Origin of the sequence: Fibrisoma montanum (genome assembly GCF_003583365.1) — a bacterium.
GTDB classification, from domain to species: domain Bacteria; phylum Bacteroidota; class Bacteroidia; order Cytophagales; family Spirosomataceae; genus Fibrisoma; species Fibrisoma montanum.
Window position 1 is genome coordinate 1083807 of record NZ_QXED01000001.1, and the last position, 18840, is coordinate 1102646.

General features: G+C 51.2%; 23 protein-coding genes. 9 read left to right on the forward strand and 14 right to left on the reverse strand.

Translation table 11 applies throughout. From position 1 onward, the window contains the following. The first annotated feature begins 26 nt into the window (after nt 1-26). Nucleotides 27-1844, forward strand: a complete 1818-nt coding sequence (locus DYU11_RS04620) for a glycosyltransferase (RefSeq protein WP_119666433.1) — start codon at nt 27-29, stop codon at nt 1842-1844. Continuing rightward, nucleotides 1844-2377: a molybdopterin adenylyltransferase gene (gene mog / locus DYU11_RS04625; RefSeq protein WP_119666434.1), complete on the forward strand. Its 534-nt coding sequence runs from the start codon at nt 1844-1846 to the stop codon at nt 2375-2377. The genes DYU11_RS04620 and mog overlap by 1 nt, the downstream gene beginning before the upstream one ends. Here mog and DYU11_RS04630 read toward each other — a convergent pair. Beyond that, a complete protein-coding gene (locus tag DYU11_RS04630) occupies nt 2374-3588 on the reverse strand; it encodes an anhydro-N-acetylmuramic acid kinase (protein ID WP_119666435.1) in 1215 nt (404 codons plus the stop codon). The genes mog and DYU11_RS04630 overlap by 4 nt on opposite strands. Nucleotides 3589-3682: 94 nt before the next feature. Here DYU11_RS04630 and DYU11_RS04635 point away from each other — a divergent pair, with 94 nt between their 5' ends. The 3 genes from DYU11_RS04635 to DYU11_RS04645 all read left to right on the forward strand — a co-directional run bounded on the left by DYU11_RS04635 (nt 3683) and on the right by DYU11_RS04645 (nt 6916). Then, nucleotides 3683-4567, forward strand: coding sequence for a fructosamine kinase family protein (locus DYU11_RS04635; protein ID WP_119666436.1), 885 nt, complete (start codon nt 3683-3685; stop codon nt 4565-4567). A 41-nt stretch (nt 4568-4608) separates the two neighbouring features. Then, the gene (locus DYU11_RS04640; RefSeq protein WP_119666437.1) at nt 4609-6036 is read left to right on the forward strand and encodes a DEAD/DEAH box helicase; all 1428 of its coding nucleotides are present in this window, start codon (nt 4609-4611) and stop codon (nt 6034-6036) included. Between the two features lie 70 nt (nt 6037-6106). Beyond that, complete coding sequence (locus tag DYU11_RS04645) at nt 6107-6916, forward strand: tetratricopeptide repeat protein (RefSeq protein ID WP_119666438.1); 810 nt, start codon at nt 6107-6109, stop codon at nt 6914-6916. 3 nt (nt 6917-6919) lie between these two features. On the opposite strand, the gene DYU11_RS04650 is transcribed toward DYU11_RS04645, so the two are convergent. Continuing rightward, complete coding sequence (locus tag DYU11_RS04650) at nt 6920-7738, reverse strand: toxin-antitoxin system YwqK family antitoxin (RefSeq protein WP_229365692.1); 819 nt, start codon at nt 7736-7738, stop codon at nt 6920-6922. Between the two features lie 16 nt (nt 7739-7754). On the opposite strand from DYU11_RS04650, the gene DYU11_RS33585 reads away from it, so the two are divergent. Beyond that, nucleotides 7755-7970 (forward strand): hypothetical protein, encoded by a 216-nt coding sequence (locus DYU11_RS33585; RefSeq protein WP_229365693.1) that lies wholly within the window; start codon nt 7755-7757, stop codon nt 7968-7970. Nucleotides 7971-8059: 89 nt separating this feature from the next. Then, on the forward strand, nt 8060-9001 hold the full coding sequence (gene fcl, locus DYU11_RS04655; protein WP_119666440.1) for a GDP-L-fucose synthase: 942 nt from the start codon (nt 8060-8062) through the stop codon (nt 8999-9001). Between the two features lie 66 nt (nt 9002-9067). Here fcl and DYU11_RS04660 read toward each other — a convergent pair whose 3' ends face one another. After that, a complete protein-coding gene (locus DYU11_RS04660) occupies nt 9068-9700 on the reverse strand; it encodes an acetyltransferase (protein WP_119666441.1) in 633 nt (210 codons plus the stop codon). Between the two features lie 112 nt (nt 9701-9812). Between DYU11_RS04660 and DYU11_RS04665 the strand changes: the two genes are divergently transcribed. After that, nucleotides 9813-10646, forward strand: a complete 834-nt coding sequence (locus DYU11_RS04665; RefSeq protein ID WP_119666442.1) for a UDP-2,3-diacylglucosamine diphosphatase — start codon at nt 9813-9815, stop codon at nt 10644-10646. 12 nt (nt 10647-10658) lie between these two features. Next, on the forward strand, nt 10659-11804 hold the full coding sequence (locus tag DYU11_RS04670; protein WP_119666443.1) for a glycosyltransferase family protein: 1146 nt from the start codon (nt 10659-10661) through the stop codon (nt 11802-11804). Here the strand turns inward: DYU11_RS04670 and DYU11_RS04675 are convergent. The 11 genes from DYU11_RS04675 to DYU11_RS04725 all read right to left on the reverse strand — a co-directional run bounded on the left by DYU11_RS04675 (nt 11793) and on the right by DYU11_RS04725 (nt 18835). Continuing rightward, nucleotides 11793-12623 carry an NAD(P)-binding domain-containing protein gene (locus tag DYU11_RS04675; protein ID WP_119666444.1) on the reverse strand — a complete coding sequence of 277 codons (831 nt, stop codon included), beginning with the start codon at nt 12621-12623 and terminating at the stop codon, nt 11793-11795. The genes DYU11_RS04670 and DYU11_RS04675 overlap by 12 nt on opposite strands. Before the next feature lie 4 nt (nt 12624-12627). Further along, nucleotides 12628-13593 (reverse strand): outer membrane beta-barrel protein, encoded by a 966-nt coding sequence (locus DYU11_RS04680; RefSeq protein WP_229365694.1) that lies wholly within the window; start codon nt 13591-13593, stop codon nt 12628-12630. A gap of 47 nt (nt 13594-13640) precedes the next feature. After that, a complete protein-coding gene (locus DYU11_RS04685) occupies nt 13641-14513 on the reverse strand; it encodes a hypothetical protein (protein ID WP_119666446.1) in 873 nt (290 codons plus the stop codon). Then, a complete protein-coding gene (locus tag DYU11_RS04690; RefSeq protein WP_119666447.1) occupies nt 14482-15072 on the reverse strand; it encodes an RNA polymerase sigma factor in 591 nt (196 codons plus the stop codon). Before DYU11_RS04690 ends, DYU11_RS04685 begins: the two co-directional genes overlap by 32 nt. A 123-nt stretch (nt 15073-15195) precedes the next feature. After that, nucleotides 15196-15573 carry a DUF983 domain-containing protein gene (locus DYU11_RS04695; protein ID WP_119666448.1) on the reverse strand — a complete coding sequence of 126 codons (378 nt, stop codon included), beginning with the start codon at nt 15571-15573 and terminating at the stop codon, nt 15196-15198. After that, nucleotides 15518-15799: a CAMCR motif-containing small membrane protein gene (locus DYU11_RS04700; protein WP_119666449.1), complete on the reverse strand. Its 282-nt coding sequence runs from the start codon at nt 15797-15799 to the stop codon at nt 15518-15520. The genes DYU11_RS04695 and DYU11_RS04700 overlap by 56 nt, the downstream gene beginning before the upstream one ends. Nucleotides 15800-15809: 10 nt before the next feature. Then, on the reverse strand, nt 15810-16352 hold the full coding sequence (locus tag DYU11_RS04705) for a DUF420 domain-containing protein (protein WP_119666450.1): 543 nt from the start codon (nt 16350-16352) through the stop codon (nt 15810-15812). Between the two features lie 11 nt (nt 16353-16363). Beyond that, nucleotides 16364-17074, reverse strand: coding sequence for an SCO family protein (locus DYU11_RS04710; protein WP_119666451.1), 711 nt, complete (start codon nt 17072-17074; stop codon nt 16364-16366). Nucleotides 17075-17077: 3 nt separating this feature from the next. Continuing rightward, nucleotides 17078-17413: a cytochrome C oxidase subunit IV family protein gene (locus tag DYU11_RS04715; RefSeq protein ID WP_119666452.1), complete on the reverse strand. Its 336-nt coding sequence runs from the start codon at nt 17411-17413 to the stop codon at nt 17078-17080. An 18-nt stretch (nt 17414-17431) separates the two neighbouring features. Continuing rightward, entirely contained in the window at nt 17432-18229 is a 798-nt protein-coding gene (locus DYU11_RS04720) for a cytochrome c oxidase subunit 3 (protein ID WP_119666453.1), read from the reverse strand. A 15-nt stretch (nt 18230-18244) separates the two neighbouring features. After that, nucleotides 18245-18835 (reverse strand): cytochrome c oxidase subunit 3, encoded by a 591-nt coding sequence (locus tag DYU11_RS04725; protein ID WP_119666454.1) that lies wholly within the window; start codon nt 18833-18835, stop codon nt 18245-18247. Between the last annotated feature and the right edge of the window lie 5 nt (nt 18836-18840).

Here is an 18840-nt window from a genome sequence, read left to right on the forward strand (position 1 = left end):
AATATTTACAAAACTACCCACAGAACTTGGAATCGGTATTCTCAACGTCGAAGCGGAAGTTGCTACTGGAGGTTGCCTGGGAGGTTTGCAACCAGGTTGGCGGTATCTATACGGTTATTCGGTCGAAAGTACCGGCCATGGTGGAAAAATGGGACGACGATTACGTTGCGGTCGGGCCGTATTTCCCTCAGAAGGCAGCGGTCGAATTTGAACCCATCACCGAACCGGACGAAACCGAAATTGGCCAGACCGTCCGCAGAATGCGACAACTGGGTTTTCATATTGAATATGGCTACTGGCTCGTTACGGGTCGCCCACGGGTGGTTCTGTTCGATATCAACAGCATTAGCATTGACCGGCTCAATCAACTTAAAGGCCTGCTATGGGAGCGCTACGAACTATCGACCCTAAACGCAGAGGACCTTGTCAATCAGGTGATCGCGTTTGGCGAACTGGTTCGCCTGTTCATTACGCTGCTGGCCGAAGAACACGCCCGGCGGGTCGATTTGGTCGCTCATTTTCACGAGTGGATGGCCAGCACCGGTCTGCCTGATCTGCGCCGGGACAACGTGAAGGTTGCTACGGTGTTCACTACCCACGCCACCATGCTCGGTCGGTATCTGGCGCAGAATGAGCCCGGCTTTTACGGAAAACTACCGTTCTTCGACTGGAAGCGCGAAGCCCAGCATTACAACATCGAAGCGCAGGCTACCATCGAACGGCTGTCGGCGTTGCAGGCGCACGTGTTTACGACTGTCAGCGACGTTACGGCCCGCGAGTGCGAAGTGTTCCTTGGCCGTAATCCCGATCTGATTCTGCCGAATGGTCTGAACATCCAGCGGTTCGTGGCCACGCACGAGTTTCAGAACCTCCATGTTCGGTACAAGGAAAAGATCCATGAGTTTGTAATGGGGCACTTCTTCCAGAGCTACTCGTTCGATCTGGAAAAAACGTTGTACTTCTTTACATCAGGGCGATTCGAGTTTTCCAACAAAGGTTATGATCTGACACTCGAAGCCCTGGCGCGGCTGAACTGGCGGATGCGGGAAGCCAACATGGACACCACCGTAGTGATGTTTATGGTTACCCGGCAGCCTTACCATACCATCGACCCTGAGGTTTTACACAGCCGTGCGCTCCTCGACGAGATTCGGGAAACGTCCGAAGCCATCCAGAAACAGGTCGGGGAAAAATTATTTTTAGCTGCTGCGTCCAGCAACGACATTGCACTGCCTGATCTGAACGCGTTTGTAGATGAATACTGGCGGCTCCGGCTCCGGCGTACCATCCAGAGCTGGAAAACCAAGCACCTGCCGCCGTTTGTAACGCATAGCCTGGTGCAGGAAGACGATATGACGCGGTTTATCCAGCAGGCCAATCTGGTCAACAATGAATACGATCGCGTCAAAATCGTTTACCACCCCGATTTCATTGCCTCCACCAATCCTCTGTTCGGCCTCGATTACGGTCAGTTTGTGCGGGGCTGCCACCTGGGCATCTTCCCCAGCTATTATGAGCCCTGGGGTTATACGCCCCTCGAATGCGTAGTACGGGGCATTCCTACCGTTACGAGCGATCAGTCGGGTTTTGGCGACTTCATCATGCAGATCATGCGTGACTACGAGAATCGGGGAATCTACGTTGTGAATCGAAAAACGCAGAACTTTAACGAAGCCGCCGATCAGCTCGCCAGTATCCTGTTTAGGTTCGTTCGGATGAGCCAGCGCGACCGGATTGCGCAGCGTAACCGGGTCGAAAGCATCGCTGAAGTGTTCGATTGGAACAATCTGCGGTCGTACTACGATACGGCCCACGATCTGGCCTTAAAGCGCAAGAAACCGTAATGGATCAAGCTATTCGGATTGGCGTTATCAACGTATCGGATCGGGCCAGCGCAGGCATCTACGAAGACATTCCCGGCAAAGCGGTAGTGAGCCTGCTGACAGCCTGGCTGACCTGCGAATGGTCGCCGGTGTACCGGGTTATCCCCGACGAGCAGGATCAGCTCGAAGCCGCCCTGATCGATATGGCCGATACCGAAGGCTGCTGCCTGATCGTGACGACGGGTGGCACCGGCCCAGCGCTCCGCGACGTTACGCCGGAAGCCACCGAAGCCGTTTGCCAGAAAATGCTGCCCGGGTTCGGTGAACTGATGCGCCAGGAAAGTCTTCGCTACGTTCCCACGGCAATCCTATCGCGGCAAACCGCCGGCATACGTAACCAGACTCTACTTTTAAATCTCCCCGGGAAGCCTACAGCTATTGAACAATGTTTATCGGTTGTTTTTCCGGCTATTCCGTACTGCATTGACCTCATCGGTGGCCCTTACCTGACCACCAACCCGGATGTTATGAAGGTGTTCCGGCCTAAATCTTAGGTTGGAAAGCTTATTTTCCCCATCGTAACGGTCGGTACGCCGGAACGTCCTTCGCCAAAGGAAGCCGATCCGCCAGCGAGCGTTTCGTTCGCCAGGACAGCAAATAAAACGGCTTCCTTTGCGTCACCGTCAATGCCCAGCTCATCCGTACGGCCGAAAGAACAGTCGGGCAGTTGGCGCTTAATAGCGTTTGTCAGGGCGGGGTTATGCATACCGCCACCACTCATATAAATCCGGACCTGCTGGCTGGAATCCGTTTTGTCGACGGGCAGAACGCGCCGAATCGCATCGCTTATTGTGTCGGCACTGAACTGAACCAGCGTTGCCATCAGGTCAGCATCCGGTATAGAAACAGAACCGCTCTGCCGTTGAGCGCTTTCCACATACTCGCTGTTGAACACCTCCGGCCCCGTAGTTTTGGGAAAGGGAGCCTCAAAAAAAGGAGACTCTTTCAACGCGTGCAGCAGGTCAGCATTCACATGCCCGCTGGCAGCCAGCCGCCCATGTTCATCGAAAGGCTGATTCAGGAACCGACGCGCATACGCATCCAGCAACGTATTACCCGGACCGGTGTCGGTTGTAAACACCAGACTTGCGTCCTGACTGGCGGGTAGGTACGTAAAGTTGGCAATGCCACCCATGTTCAGCAGAATACGGGTTTCGCCGGCTTTGGAAAAAATAAAATAATCGCCATAAACGGCCAGCGGGGCGCCCTCGCCCCCATGAGCCACGTGTTTCTGCCGGAAATCACTGAGCGTAATGATGCCGGTCGTAGCGGCTACGTGGTCGCCGTCGCCGATCTGGAGCGTAGCGTTGGGGAACTTATCCTGCCGGTGCTGGCTTTTGGGAGCGTGGTAGACCGTTTGCCCGTGGCTGGCTACGATATCAACATCAGCCGGCGTAAGATTCCACGTACGCAGGCAGTCGAGTACCATACGGCCGTGAAGTCGGCCAATGTATGCGTTGAGCAGGCATACCGATTCGAAGTCGATTTGCCGTTTGGCAAAAATGCCGCGAATGTCCGCTTTCAGGTCGTCCTCGTACGGCACCGTAGCAAACTGCTCCAGCGTTACGGATGTATCCGGACCGCTGCCCGACAGTTGGCACAAGGCCACATCCAGCCCATCGAGCGACGTTCCGGACATTAAGCCGATAATGCGCCGGACGGGTTTTCGGGCAACATCGTAGAGTTTCTGGAGTTGTTGGTTCATAGAACGGCAAAAGCTATCCGGCAAAAGTATTGTATTTTGTTTTCTTCGGTTTTAAGCAGCCGGGAAAATCAGCCGGTGGGCAAACAAGTGACGCATGGATTTTTGGGGTGACGAACAATTCGCCTTTTTTGAAAGCATACTGTTTCTGGCTCTGGGCCAGACAGTCGACGTGCTGGAAACCCAGTTTTTATCGGGGGGCGATATCAATATGGCTGCACGGGTGTTCTCGTCGGAGGGTGTGTTTTTTGTCAAGTGGAATCAGACACCCGAATCGAACACCATGTTTGAGGTTGAAGCGCGGGGCCTTAACCTGCTCCGGAAAACAGACGCGCTGTTCATTCCACAAGTAATTGGGTATGGTCAGCAACTCGACAAAGCTTACCTTATTCTTGAATTCATTGAGTCTGGTCAGCTCCGGAAAAACTATTGGGAGAGCCTGGGTCAGTCGCTCGCGCTGCTTCATTCTCACACCCAGCCTAAGTTTGGGTTAGCGTTTGATAACTACATTGGCTCCTTACCGCAGTCGAACACGCCCACCGCGAACGGCTTCGACTTCTTTTTTGATCAGCGACTTTTGCCGCAGGCCGGTATGGCCCTGTATAAAGGATTGCTGCCGAAAGAAGTGTACGACGCGCTGCATCGGCTTCGCGAACGCCTGCCTGATTTGTTACCCAGTGAACGGCCCGCGCTGCTTCACGGAGACTTATGGTCCGGCAACGTACTGGTGACTGAAGACGGCCAGCCGGCCTTGATCGATCCGGCCGTTTACTACGGATTTAGAGAAGCCGATCTCGCTTTTACAAAGTTGTTCGGCGGCTTTGACCAGCGGTTTTATGACGCCTACGATGAAGCGTTTCCGCTGGAAGACGGATTTGACGATCGGGTTCCAATTTATAATCTTTATCCGCTGCTTGTCCACACCAATCTGTTCGGGTCAGGCTACGTCAGCGGGGTAGAACGGATACTTAAACAGTTTTAATAGTCAGGCTGGTGACACCCCGTCTGACTCACAAGCTTTCTATGGATATTACTTCCTTCGAGGACTTTGCCCTGAACCGTCAGTTGCTTAATGCGGTAGCCGATCTGGGCTACGAGCAGCCAACCCCGATTCAGCAGCAAACGATTCCGTTGATTCTGGGCAATCACGACGTGCTGGGCATTGCGCAGACCGGTACGGGTAAAACGGCTGCTTATGTCTTACCGCTACTTATGAAAATTAAGTACGCGCAGGGTGTTCGACCCCGGGCGCTGGTTCTGGCACCAACCCGCGAACTGGTCATGCAGATCAACGAGGCAATTGCCCAGCTGGCAAAATACACCGACCTCCGGCACGTAGCTCTCTACGGCGGCCTTGGTCCAAAGACTCAGATTGAAACCTTACAGAAGGGCGTCGATATCATTGTAGCCACGCCGGGCCGGTTCATGGACCTGTACCGGCTGGGTGAACTACCGACGAAGGAAATTAAGACCATGGTGCTCGACGAAGCCGATAAGATGATGGATATGGGCTTTATGCCTCAGATCCGGAGCATCCTGGAGGTGATCCCGACCAAGCGACAGAACCTGCTGTTTTCGGCTACCTTCGGCGAGCGCGTAGAGCGGTTGTCGGGCGAGTTTCTGGAAGCGCCGATCCGCGTGGAAGTGACACCCCAGGCTTCCACCGCCGACATGGTTAGCCAGGTTATCTACGAGGTGCCAAATTTCCGGACAAAAATCAATCTATTAGGCTCTCTCATCAAGGATGAAGCGTTTCAGCGGGTAATTGTCTTCGCCCGAACGAAACAAACTGCCGAGAATATCTATAAATTTTTGGCCCGAAAAGTCGTAGCCGACGACCGGATCAAGGTTATCCACGCGAACAAAGGCCAGAATACCCGTATCAATGCCATGGAAGCCTTTAAGGAAGGGAACATTCAGGTATTGGTGGCAACGGACGTAGCAGCCCGCGGGATTGACGTAGCCGAGGTCAGCCACGTCATAAATTTCGACGTTCCACTGATTTACGAGGACTACGTGCATCGGATCGGTCGGACAGGCCGGGCCAATCGGACAGGCCAGGCCATTACGTTCGTGACGATGGCGGAGGAGTATCACGTCAAGAAGATTGAAAAAATTATCCGGATGACGGTGCCGCGCGAACCGGTACCGGCTAATGTAGAGGTTACCGAAACGCCATTCGATGAAAGTCAGGCGATGCTTCGCGAAATTGACGAGCAGCGCCGAAAAGAAGACCCAACGTTTCTGGGTGCCTTTCACGAAAAAAAAGAGAAAAATCTGCCACCCGGCAAAAGCCGGTCAAAGTCAGGCATAAAGGCTGGCCAGTCACCCAAAAAGCGGACGCAAACCACTGGAAGCCAGTTTAGTGGCGCTAAACCCAGACCCGGGGGACCGGGTAGTCGCCGGACAAGCCCTTCTAAACGATCAGGACCTCGCGGAGGCCGTCGGTAATTCGCTGGTAATGTACTAACTTGGCCACCCGTTCGTTTTACCGAAACAGTACCACGATTGTGTGATGCGTATGCGTGTTCGGATAAATCTGTTACAATGGAGTCTGGTTGTGTTACCGCTGCTGTCAGCGGCTCAGCCAACTCAGCTAATTACGTCGGCTCGTCCAAATTCGGACCGGTCGGCGGATTCGGCAGGACGGAGTGCATCCGAACATCAGTTTATCGACGGAAGTGCCTCCGAGTCAGCTACCGACGCTACCGAAAACCAGGCCGTCCTGAATGTTCTTCCCCTTTTTGGCGAACGGACCAAAACAGCCGCTCAGATTGATTACGAGGTGCACTTCCTGAGCGATTGCGATCAAAACTTCAGCAGCCGGCAGGAAGCCAGCAAGTTTTTTGCCGACCGCGGCTGGGATTACATTTCAGATGGTCAGCTGGATACTGCCGCCTATCGCTTCAATCTGGCCTGGTTGCTCAACCATAACAACGTAGACGCATACTGGGGCCTGGGGGTCGTTTGCTACCAGAAAGAGAAGCTGCCGGATGCCATCCGGATGCTAAAGCGGGGCTTGGCCGTAGCCGATTCCAATGTCGTTCTGATGACCGATCTCGCTACGGTACAGATTAAATATTACCAGGTTAAACAGCAGAAAGACGATCTCGCCGAAGCCGAGCAGCACTTGTTAAAAGCCGTCGCAATCAACCCCCGAAGTGCCGATCCGTATCAGAAACTTTCGCTGGTTAATTACATGAAAGGCGAGTACAACAAGGCTTGGGAATACCTGCATCAGGCTCGCAGCCTCGACTTGTCGGCGATTGACCTGACGTTCCTGAACGATCTGCTGGCCCGCCACCCTGATCCCAAGGGGGTATTTAAATAGACGTTAATTGTCGGTTTCTTCCTCCTCGACAACTTTTTCCTTCGGCCGTTCGTAAACGACTTTACCCTTTTCGTCCCACTCGGTGATGACATACGGTTCAAACTCCGTATCCCATTGGTCGCGGGCATATTGCGTGAGCTTCCGGCGCCGGCGACCCACCTGATTAGTGGGGTAATATTCCGTCCAGCGGCCCACTTTTACGCCATTTTCATATTTTCCTTCTTCGGCCAGCAGTCCGTTTTCGTGAAAGGCCATGTACGTACCCTGCACCTTTCCGTATTCGATCGGTATGATCTCTTTTACTTTTTTGTGCGCCGAATCGTGGTACGTGACACGGGAGTCGGCCGGAATGCCCCGGTACCAGCGGGATTTGTCAATGAGCATGAACTTGGCATCGTAGCGCTCCCACCGACCATCTTTCATCCCGGCGTAATAAAACCCTTCCTCAATCAGTTCGCCGTTCTGAAAACGTTTATAGGGTCCGTGTAACAACAGCCCCTCGCCCTGATCGCGGGGAACAGCGTTGGTTACGCGGCCGGATTTCTGATAATACCGATACACCTCCTTGACATACGGCAAGGGTTTCTGGTCGTTGTTTCGGAGCACATAGAACTCTTCTACCACAGTTCGGTCACCACTGCCAAACTTCGTGTAGGCTTTAATCATCGGCAGCCCCTCGTACTCCGTTTTCGATAATTTTTTCTTTGATTTTTTTTCGCTGCGCTTTTTTTTGAATTCTTTTAACTTCAACCCCAGGTCCTGGACGCTTCCTAACGCTGAACCGTCATCACCACCGGATTTCTGGAGTCCAAGCGACTGCATAGACGGTAAACCGAGGGTGGTCAAGGAGGAAGGAACCGACGAAAAGGGCGACGCCGATGCACCCGACGGCTCCAGAACCGGCTTTGATGCCGTTGTCAATGAGGCCGGCGGGGTCGTTTGGGCGAAGATTTTTGTTACCGAAATTACAGATAACAAAACGAATATTGTCTTAACTTTAATTTTGGATACAAACATAAAAAAGGGCAAACGTTTGATGCCTGAAGTTTGTTAGCTTTGCAACGCTTTACTAAGCGGTATTATTTTGTACTACTTGTCTGTCGGACAACGCCGTTCGGCATCACAACATACCTTTACACAGTCGTGGAAAAACAGGCCCGCATTTATGTCGCCGGACACCGGGGTATGGTCGGCTCGGCCATTGTCCGTAAACTTCAAGCCGAAGGTTATTCCAATCTCATTACCCGAACTTCATCGGAGCTGGACCTGCGCAACCAGGCGGCCGTAACCGACTTTTTTGCCGATGAACAACCTGAGTACGTATTTCTGGCGGCAGCGAAGGTTGGTGGCATTCTGGCTAATAACAGCTTTCGTGCCGAATTTTTGTACGACAACCTGATGATTGAGTCAAATATCATCCATTCGTCCTACAAGTCGGGTGTGAAGAAGCTGCTGTTTCTTGGCTCTTCGTGTATTTATCCAAAGCTGGCTCCGCAGCCGTTAAAGGAAGAATACCTGCTGAGTGGCTATCTGGAACCGACCAACGAACCGTATGCCATAGCCAAAATTACGGGAATTAAACTTTGCGAAGCGTATCGCAGTCAGTACGGCTGTAATTTTATTTCGGCAATGCCTACGAATCTGTACGGGCCCAATGACAACTATGATCTGCAGGGATCACACGTACTGCCGGCGCTGATCCGTAAGTTTCATGAGGCTAAACTGAATGGTCAGCCAGGTGTAGAGGTCTGGGGAACCGGGGCTCCCCGGCGCGAGTTTCTACACGCCGACGATCTTGCTGACGCCTGCTTCTTTTTGATGCAGCACTACAACGACGATCTGTTCGTGAACGTCGGCACGGGCGAGGACGTAACGATCCGCGAGCTGGCGGAGCTGGTTAAGGAAACGGTCGGCTACGAGGGCGATCTGTACTGGAACACCGAAAAGCCCGACGGTACTCCGCGCAAACTGATGGATGTGTCGCGCCTACACGCACTGGGCTGGAAGCACAAAACCGATCTTAAGCAAGGGCTTGAAATGACGTACCAGGACTTCCTGGCCAACGAAGTGTTGTACGTCGAATAGACCTGTGCTGCCGACTACGTTAATCACACCGCGTTCTGTGTAATTGGCGTAGTCGGCAGTTATGTTTTAAATCGATCTGGCCGGATTACCAAATACCGTTGCATTGGCGGCAACGCTCTCCACCACGACCGACCCCGCCCCTACCCTGGCATTTTTGCCAATCGTTATACCGGCTACGATGGTTACACCGGTACCAATAAACGCCCCTTCTTCTACAACGACTCCGCTATTAATCAGGCTTCCGGTACCTACGTGGACGTAGTCACCGAGCTTAGCCTGACTTTCTACCACGGTGCCGGCCTGGATGATACAATGTTGCCCCACTTCGGCGAAGGGGTTAATGACCGACCGGGCCGCGATCAGATTGCCATGACCAAGGCTGGCGGTGGCAGACACAACGGCTGTGTCGTGGATGGCATTGACGGGCTGCACCTTCCGGCGCTCGTTCAGCATCTTCACCAGCCGCTTTCGAACCCGGGTGTCACTGATGGCGATAAAAGCTTCACATTTCTGACCGATAAGTTTTAGAAAGCCGTCGTCGTCGGTTTCGCCGAGCACCGAAACAGCCCCGAACTCCTTTCCGTGCAGTTCTTTATTATCATCCAAAAAACCGTACACCACCACCTGGTTGCGCTGAAATAAGTCTAAAGCCGTCAGGCCCAGACTTCCGGCACCAAAAATTAGCACTGGATTCTCCATTGTACTGTGATTATTAAGTCAGTATGAACACTTATTCGTTTAGATCGCTATAGTTCGCAATTTGGTAACAATGTGATAAACACTACATCATTTATGGAGTATAAATTCGTTCATGAAATCAAGTACGCAATTTCGCACGATTGTACTTTCCGATATTCACCTCGGAACGGCTGGATCGAAAGCAAAAGAAGCCACCGAGTTTCTGCGTAACTACTCCTGCCAGAAACTAATTCTCAACGGCGACATCATTGACGGCTGGCAACTCAAACAATACGGCACCTGGAAGAAAAAGCACACTGCTTTTTTTAAAACCGTTTTAAAGCAAATAGTTCGTTACGACACCAAGGTGATTTACCTGCGTGGTAACCACGACGATTTTCTGGATCAGGTGATGCCTCTGAAAGTTGGTAAAAACTTTTCCATCCGCAAAGATTATATCCTCAACTCGGGCACTCGTAAGCTGTACGTCACCCACGGAGACGTATTCGATTCGATTACGTCGCAGATGAAGTGGCTGGCTTATCTAGGCGACCTGGGCTATACATTCCTGCTGTGGGTCAATAAGTTTTACAACCAATACCGCAACTGGCGCGGCCTACCCTACTATTCGCTTTCGCAGCAGATCAAAAAGCGTATCAAGCAGGCGGTCAGCTACATTTCCGATTTTGAACAGAAACTGACCGAACTGGCCCGGGCCCGCGGCTGCGACGGCATCATCTGCGGTCATATTCACCAACCAGCCATTCATGAATTCGACGGGATTCTGTACATGAATTCCGGCGACTGGGTTGAATCGCTGAGTGCCCTGGTCGAAGACCACGACGGCAACTGGAGCCTTCTATACTACACTTCTGACCTGGCCGAAGAGAACGAGGCAGAGGAAATACGGCCTAAAAAGAAGACAAAGCACATTGGTGAACCTGAGTTTGCACTTCGTGTAGCTTAATCCATTCAAGTCATGCGTGTACTTTTTCTGGTGCAGGGCGAAGGCCGGGGTCATCTGACGCAGGCTTTATCGCTGGCGCAAATCCTGAATACCGCCGGTCACGAAGTTATCGGCGCTCTGGTGGGCGTAACAGAAGATCGGCCTGTCCCGACGTTTTTCAGTGAACAATTCAAAGCGCCCGTTACGCCCATCTTCAGTCCGGGGTTGGTTTACAACGCCGGTACAAACGAGCTGGAACCTTTCAAAACAACCGTTCAGGCGATACGGTATGCCCGCCCCTTCTGGAAAAGCATCCGGCAGGTATACAACTTCATCGAAACCCACCGCCCTGATGTTGTCGTAAATTTTTACGAAATGCTGGGTGGCCTGACTTACGCGCTTTTACGTCCGTCAATACCGATGGTTTGTATTGCGCACCAGTATTTGTCGTTTCATCCGAATTTCCCGTTTCCACGTCGGCGGTGGTTCGACCGGCTGGTGTTCAAAGTTAATTCCCGACTAACGGCCCTCGGCGCTGCCGAACTCCTGGCGCTGTCGTTTGATAAGCAGGCTGATGTGCCCGCTCAGCGACTGCGCGTAGTTCCCCCCCTGCTACGTCAGGAAGTTACCCAACGAAAGCCCGTTGCAGATTCGTTTCTGCTCGCTTACGTTACGCAGGCTGGCCTGAAGGTTGAACTGGAGAAAGCGCACCAGAAGCACCCTGACATTCGTATCGAAGGCTTTCACGGCTGGGTTAAACGCCCGGACGAACCCGTTGACGCTACGTTGACATACCATGCCATTGATGGAAAGCGTTTCCTCGATTTCATGGCACGCTGCACTGCCATTGTAACCACGGCTGGTTTTGAATCCGTATGTGAAGCGCTGTACCTGGGTAAGCCCGCCCTGATGATTCCGCAGCCTAACCACTACGAACAGGCGTGTAATGCGCTGGATGGTCAGCGGGCGGGTGTTGGCATTGCATCCGATCGCTTCGAACTGGATCAGCTCCTGAGCTATCTGCCAACCCATGATCCTGCCGTTAGCGAACGCTTCCGGGCGTGGCATGCTCAAGGCTACTACATGTTCCTGGGGGCGCTCCACCGGGTAGTGATGCGCAATACGACGTCTACCGGCGGCTTCTTCTGGCCGCGGGTTACCCGGCTGCTACGTTCCTGAACTATACAGGAAGTTTAACGGATCAGGATAAATGAATTGGTAGTCTACAGCCCGAATCAGCTTCTCTACGGCAATAACTTTGTAAGGAAGGGGATCTGACGGCTCGGTGAAAATGGGCAGCTCATAGCCAAAATCTGTACAACTTTTTCGGTACACCGCTTCACGCGTCGGATGAAGTGGCGCTACGGCATTAAAAACGCCCGGCTGGGGCTGCTCAACCAGCATCGACAAAATACCCACAGCATCATCGCGGTGGAGGTAGTTAACCGGAATAGCGCCCGTATCGACAGTCTTGCCAGCTACGTACCTCCCGGGAATACGCTCATATCCCATTAAGCCCCCGCACCGTACAATCGTAACGATACGTTCGGCGGCAAAGGCCTGCAGGGTTTGTTCGGCTTCTACCAAGGCCGGAGCGGCTGCCTGTTCTGGGCTGATAACAACGTTTTCCGCAACCTCGCGGCTCAGTTCAGGATACACCGACGTAGAACTGATATACAGAATGTGCTGCGCCGGCGACGCATTCAGGGCTTCAGCCACGTACTGCATTTGCCGGGGGTGGAAATCGTCACCCATTTTTCCGGCTTTTGGTGGTATGTTGAGTACTATCGTATCCGCTTCGAGCAAATAGGTCAGATCACCCTCGGGGTATGGCTGGAGGAGCAGCTTATGCGCGTCGATTCCTGCCTGGCGCAGTCTGGCCAGTTTCGTTTCGGACGTTGTGCTGCCTTTAACGCGGTATCCCTGTGCCAGCAGTTTCTGGGCGAGTGGTGCCCCCAGCCAACCGCAACCGATAATTGATACTGTTTTTAATCCCACACGTTTATAACGTTATCCCAAAACTAAGTGCCCGGACATCCGGCCCTCTTCCATCCATGAATACGGGATTCAGGTCGTATTTAACGAACAGATTGGCCCGTAAAATTCCCAGATGTCCAATCAGCCCGTATCGAAGATCGTTCAGATAGAAGTTACTGTGATCTCGCTCCTTTTCGCTGGATGCAAATTTGATTTTGGTGTAGCTATCCAGCCGGTATCCAACAAATCCACCAACGCCCAGGTGAAACGCTTTCCGATTGGAGCCGGTGTAAAAGGTTACCCGCGGCACAACGGGCAGATTGATTGAGCAAACGGTCAGCTTCGTTTTTTTGATAGGCTCAGCGATCGGAACAAACTCCACACCATTCAGCCCTCGTCGGGCCACTACGTCCTCCTCGAACATATAATTGTTCCAGGCCAGTTCAAAACCATAGTACACGCTCAGTTTGGCTACTTTACCGCGGACTATTGTTGGATGTTGACCAATATTGAAGCTGATGTAGCGGGAACCCAACGGAAGTAAACTATACTGATCTGCTGGATACGCGGGCAGTTGCGATTCCGTAAGCAGGGTGTTCAGCCCAATGTTTACGTCAGTCTGGACGTTGAAACCACTCCGTCGATTGCGGTACCGCAATTGTGTGCGCCGGTAGTCGTCGTCTTCGCTGTCGGTACTGTCGGCATTTGGCCGTCCTCCCTTAATGACAACGTTTACGTCTCCTTTTCGCTTGGTGATAACCAGAACAGTGTCTTTCAGGTATTTTTCTCCTTCAACCTCGTTTACCGAAACGGCGGTTTTGCCATCTGGCAACGTATCGAGCTGCATCCCCATATCCCGAACAATTTTGTTCAGATCATAGGCCGAGAGTGCTTTAATACCAGCTTTATCGGGCGCATAAATGACCATCCGGGTCCGGTTGGCAAACCGGATCACTAAAGAATCACCAAGGGTGGCGGCCTGCGACTGCATTCCGGCACTAACGCTTAAGACTAAAAGTATACTTTGCAGTACCCGCTTCATTGCTTGTCTGATTTATCTTTTTCAAAACTTTGTTTGATGCCCCGGTAGGCCCAACCCAGCAGCGTACCCTGCTCATTGTCATTCTTGGCAGTCATTACTTCTCCCTGCTTAACGCGCTGTAGTTGATCGAGCAGTTTTTTAACCCCTTTCTTTTTTGTTTCCTCAGGGTTCATCATCACTACCTTCTCTTCGGTTTCCTGTGCAGCCTGGCGAGCGGCAATGAGCGCATCAGGCTCAGCGATTGTTACAACCAGTACCCGCTCAGCGGTCGGGGTCGGTTTTGCGGCAACAACCACAGGTTCATTACGTACCGCGGGTAATTGGTCCATCGACCCTTTCGCCGGCTCGCTCTTCGCGACTACGGGTTCTTCGCTTTGTAGCGCTTTTTCCGGACCAGCGTTTACATTCGACGGTTCTGGACGGCTCTTTATCTTATTGGGCAGATCCGCTGAACGGCTGGGCTTGCGAACTGACGCTATTTGCTCAACCGGCTGCTCTAGTTGCTTGCCAGCTGTATTCGCAGGCTGATTTTGCGGAGACGGAACATTCGTTTCTTCCTTGTTCGACGCCTGATTTTCCGTTGGCTGAACGGGTTTTCCGCTGGTCGCGGCAACCTGCCGATCGTTTACCTGCATTCTGGTGCCGGCGGGCCAGTATTTCCAGCCCACCAACGCCACCAAAATCAGGCAGGCAGCAGCGGCTGCATACCTGTACAGGTCCGGATTACGCCAGATTACTACCCGTTGTTTTTTCTGTCCGAGCCGTTCCTGTAATACCTTCCAGGCATCGCTGCCCGGCGTCAACGACATGTTGCCCAACTTGCGGGCAAACAGATCGTCAATAGGCGGCTTTTCGGTATGTTTTTTCATTGGTAAGGTCTTTTTCCAGTTTTTTCAGATTCGCCTGCAATAAGGTTCTTGCCCGGCTCAGCTGCGATTTTGATGTTCCTTCCGAAATCCCCAGCATCTCGGCAATTTCAGCGTGCGAATACCCTTCAATAGCATACAGATTAAATACGGTTCTGTAGCCGTCGGGCAGTTGATTGACCATACGCAACAGGTCATTCTCATGAATAGCCGTATCTGCCCACTCATAATCTGGTTCATCGCTTATTTCATCCACGGCCACTTCCTGCCGCCACTGCCGGTTTCGTCGCAGAAACATGAGCGATTCAGTAACCATGATCCGACGTATCCAGCCCTCAAAACTCCCATCCTCCCGAAACTGATTTATTTTCTCAAATACCTTCATAAACCCGTCAATCATCACCTCCTCAGCATCAGCCCGGTTTGAACAATACCGGGTACAGACCGCCATCATTTTTCCGGCGTAACGCTCATACACAACCTTGTGCGCCCGGCTTTCACCCCGCTTCAGTGCTGTTACCAGCTGCGCTTCAGTCGTGAAAAAAGGTATTATTCGGAGCATGTCTGTTTAGGTTTCAGCGGTAAGATGCAGATCGGCAGGAGGTAGGTTGCATCAGTCGTAAAAAAAAGTGCCGGCCCTGACAAATATCGTCAAAGCCGGCACTCAAATCACCTTATCGCTCGCCTACAGGCCGGGCTGATACTTTATACCTGATACGTAATGCAGCCAGATAACCCTCGAAATTCTAAAATTTATTGGGGCAATAATGACCATGACCGGTGCAACCACCGCTACGTAGAGCCAGCCATCCGGATCATTGGCTAAGTAGAACAGCATAAAGCCGATTACCAATGCCACGCCTGCCGATATGGCATAGCTTACAAACATAGCGCCATAAAAATACCCTGGCTCTACTTCGTAGCGTAACCCACAATGAGGACAAAATTCATACATTTTGTCGAAGCCGGTCAATGAATAAAACGGCTTCTCAAAAATTTTTCCTTGCCTACATCTGGGACATAGCCCGTTTAACGCGGCTTGCAATTTCGAGTCGTTGCCCATACTCCTTCTTACTGTTGCGGTACCACAGATAACCAATTGCGGCTACCAACAGATACGGCACCGACAGCAGATATAGGATACCAATATTCAATTCCGAAGCAACGACGCTTCGACCATTGCTAACCGTACTTTCGACCGTTCCCCGGCACATGGCGCATTGAGCCATTAACTCAGGCGATATTGCCAGAAAAACGATGAGAACAAACCACACTTTCCAACTTTTCATCGCTTTCGATTTAATGAACGTAATACGGCTTAATCATCAAATAAACTACAACGCCAGTAATACTGACATACAGCCAGATTGGATACGCGTATTTTACCGTTTGCTTGTGCTTTGCAATCTGCCCGCTAAGCGCGAAGTAAACGGCTCTGAGTACAAACCAAACCACTACGATTGACAAACCAATGTGGGAAATCAGCAAAAAGTAATATACCGGCCTTATCCAGCCCTCTCCGCCAAACGCAGTTGATTCATTTGACAGGTGATAAAGTACGTAGCTAACCAGAAAAAACGAACCCAGTGCAAAAGCGGTTAACATGGTCCGCTTGTGAGCTAATACGTTTCCCTGTCGAATGAAGTACAAACCAGCTACCAGCAGTACAGAAGTCGCTGTGTTGATCACACCATTGATGTGAGGCAGATACGTTGTCCAGTTTCCCAGATCTACCTTCTGGCGAATCCCCAGAAGTACGGCCACTGCCAAGGGTATTGCCAGTGAAAGAACATTAATGAGTCGGTTCGCTTTTTGCTCCTGAACGGGTTGCAGCGTTTCCATGATTGGTGAGTTTATTGTTTGCTGTAGATGTCTAACAGCACCCGAATTTCAAGCACCAGCCGGTCAACGTCTTTCTTATCGGTTCCGTCGTAAAAACCCCGGACAATGCCTTCCTTATCTACTAATACCAACTTTTCGCTATGAATAAAAGTTTCGTCCGGGTTGCCATTCTTAACCCCGGCGTCGACCGCTGGCAGATAGTAGCCGCGCATAGCCAGATTATATATATCTGCTTTATTACCAGTGAGGAAATACCATTTGCCGGGAATTGCCTCATATTTTTGAGCGTATGCTTTCAGTTGTTCGGGTTTGTCATGTTCCGGATCAACCGTATGCGATAGAAACACCAGATCAGGGTTCTCCCGGAAAATATCCTGAACGCGGGTAAGCTGAGATGAAAGTTTTGGGCAGACTGTGTTGCAGCGGGTAAAGAAAAAAGACGCTACAAAGATCTTGTCTTTCACCACAGAATTATCAATCACGTTTCCATTCTGATCTATTAATCGAAACGGCGGGATGTGATTATACAAGGTATCTGTCAGTTCACTACCATCCGGGCCAATCACTTTTCCCATCAGCGGCTCCCCCGATGTTGAATCGATTTTCGGCAAGTAACGTGGCAATACGTAGTGATTTTGCGTGCCGAACCGAAGAAATAGATATAGCAAAGCCGGGACCAGCAGCGTAGCTACCAGAATCCCGGCTTTCATTTTATTTGTCATGTGTTACCTCAGTTGAAAAATGGAGCCACCCTCCACCAACAGGGCAATTAACAGCCACACAACGAACAGTGTTGGTATGAGGATAGCCCAGATCAGGCTTTTAACTTCATGCTTAAGGTGCATAAATTCACCTACGATGTAAAAGGCTTTGACAATTGTCATGCCTATAAAGATGGCGACTTTCAACGTACCTGCCGGAAACAGAAAGGCGGTTACGAATTCGAGGGCGGTTATTCCTGCCAGCACCCAGAAAGTGCGCCAGATTACAGCCGTTTGCGGGGGCGCTACTTCCGTGCCTCCGTGGTTATGACCGTCGTTGTTATGTGCGTAATTAGCCATATCAGAAAAGGTGGTTAATTAAACCAGGTAAAAGAAGGTAAAGACGAATACCCAGACGAGATCGACAAAGTGCCAATAAAGACCTACTTTTTCAACCATCTCATAATGGCCACGGCGCTCGTATAAACCGGTCGCTGCACGGTAGAAGATGAGTATGTTCAGTACAACACCACTTAATACGTGCGTCCCATGAAAACCCGTAATGAAGAAGAATAGGTCAGCGAAAGCCGGAGGCCCATATTGGTTTTCGACCAGGTTAGCACCGAAGATTGTGCGTTCTACCCATTGACCGCTAACCAGTTCTCTGATAACGGTTCCCTGTTCCGTACCGTGAATAAAGTGCGACCACTCCCAAGCCTGGCTTCCCAGGAAGGTAAGCCCTCCTAAGATTGTCCATAACATATATTTTTCGACATCAGCACGATCCATGCGGTGTCCGGCTTCAACAGCCAATACCATTGTCACACTACTGAAGATCAGAATAAATGTCATTATGCCAACGAATACCAGCGGGGCATCGACACCATGTAAGAACGGTACAGCGTTGTAAACCTTTTCAGGTATAGGCCAGTATATGTTTGAGAATTTGAATACTTCTCCATAAATAGCCGGATCCCAGGCCGGATAACTGAATCGAATTAATCCGTACGTTACCAGCAGAGCCGAGAACGTGAAGGTATCGGAAATCAGGAAGAACCACATCATCAGCTTGCCATAACTGGCATTCATAGGCTCGACACCACCCATCCAGGTTTTCTTGTCAAATGCCTGCGCTGAATCAGAAGGTGCAGTCTCGGTCGTCACAGTAGCCGCCATGCGTCTAAGTAATTATCAATGAAAATAGACTAAAAAGATAAACAAATACAACCACAAAATGTCCAGAAAATGCCAGTAAGCGGCTGCAATCTGAATCCGCTCAAGGCTTTTGGCATGGATTCGCAGGCGAAACGCAGCTACCAACGCAAATACCAGAACTAAGAGTCCGGTAATCAGGTGGAAGGCATGCAAGCCCGTAAACACGTACATGAACGACCCGGCGGGGTTTCCAACGAAGAAGACTTTCTGGTCAACTAGTTCAACCCAACCCTGGAATTGCATGTACAGAAATACCATTCCAAGTGCAAAAGTAACAGTTATTGCGGTCTTGAGGCTGGCAAAATTGTCTTTTTTTGCGGACAAATACGCCCAGTGCATCGTCAGGCTACTTACAATCAATACAACCGAACTGTAGGTAAATACTGGCGGAATTGTGTATTCCATCCAGTTTCCTTCAGCCCGACGTACAAGATAGGCACTCGTCATGGCTGCAAACAGCATAATTATGCTAACAATGAACAGCCAAAGTATGAACTTTCGGGGATTCATCGAGAGGGTTTCCTCCGGTTCCTCCACCATGGTTATATGATTTGCTACGTCACTCATGATTA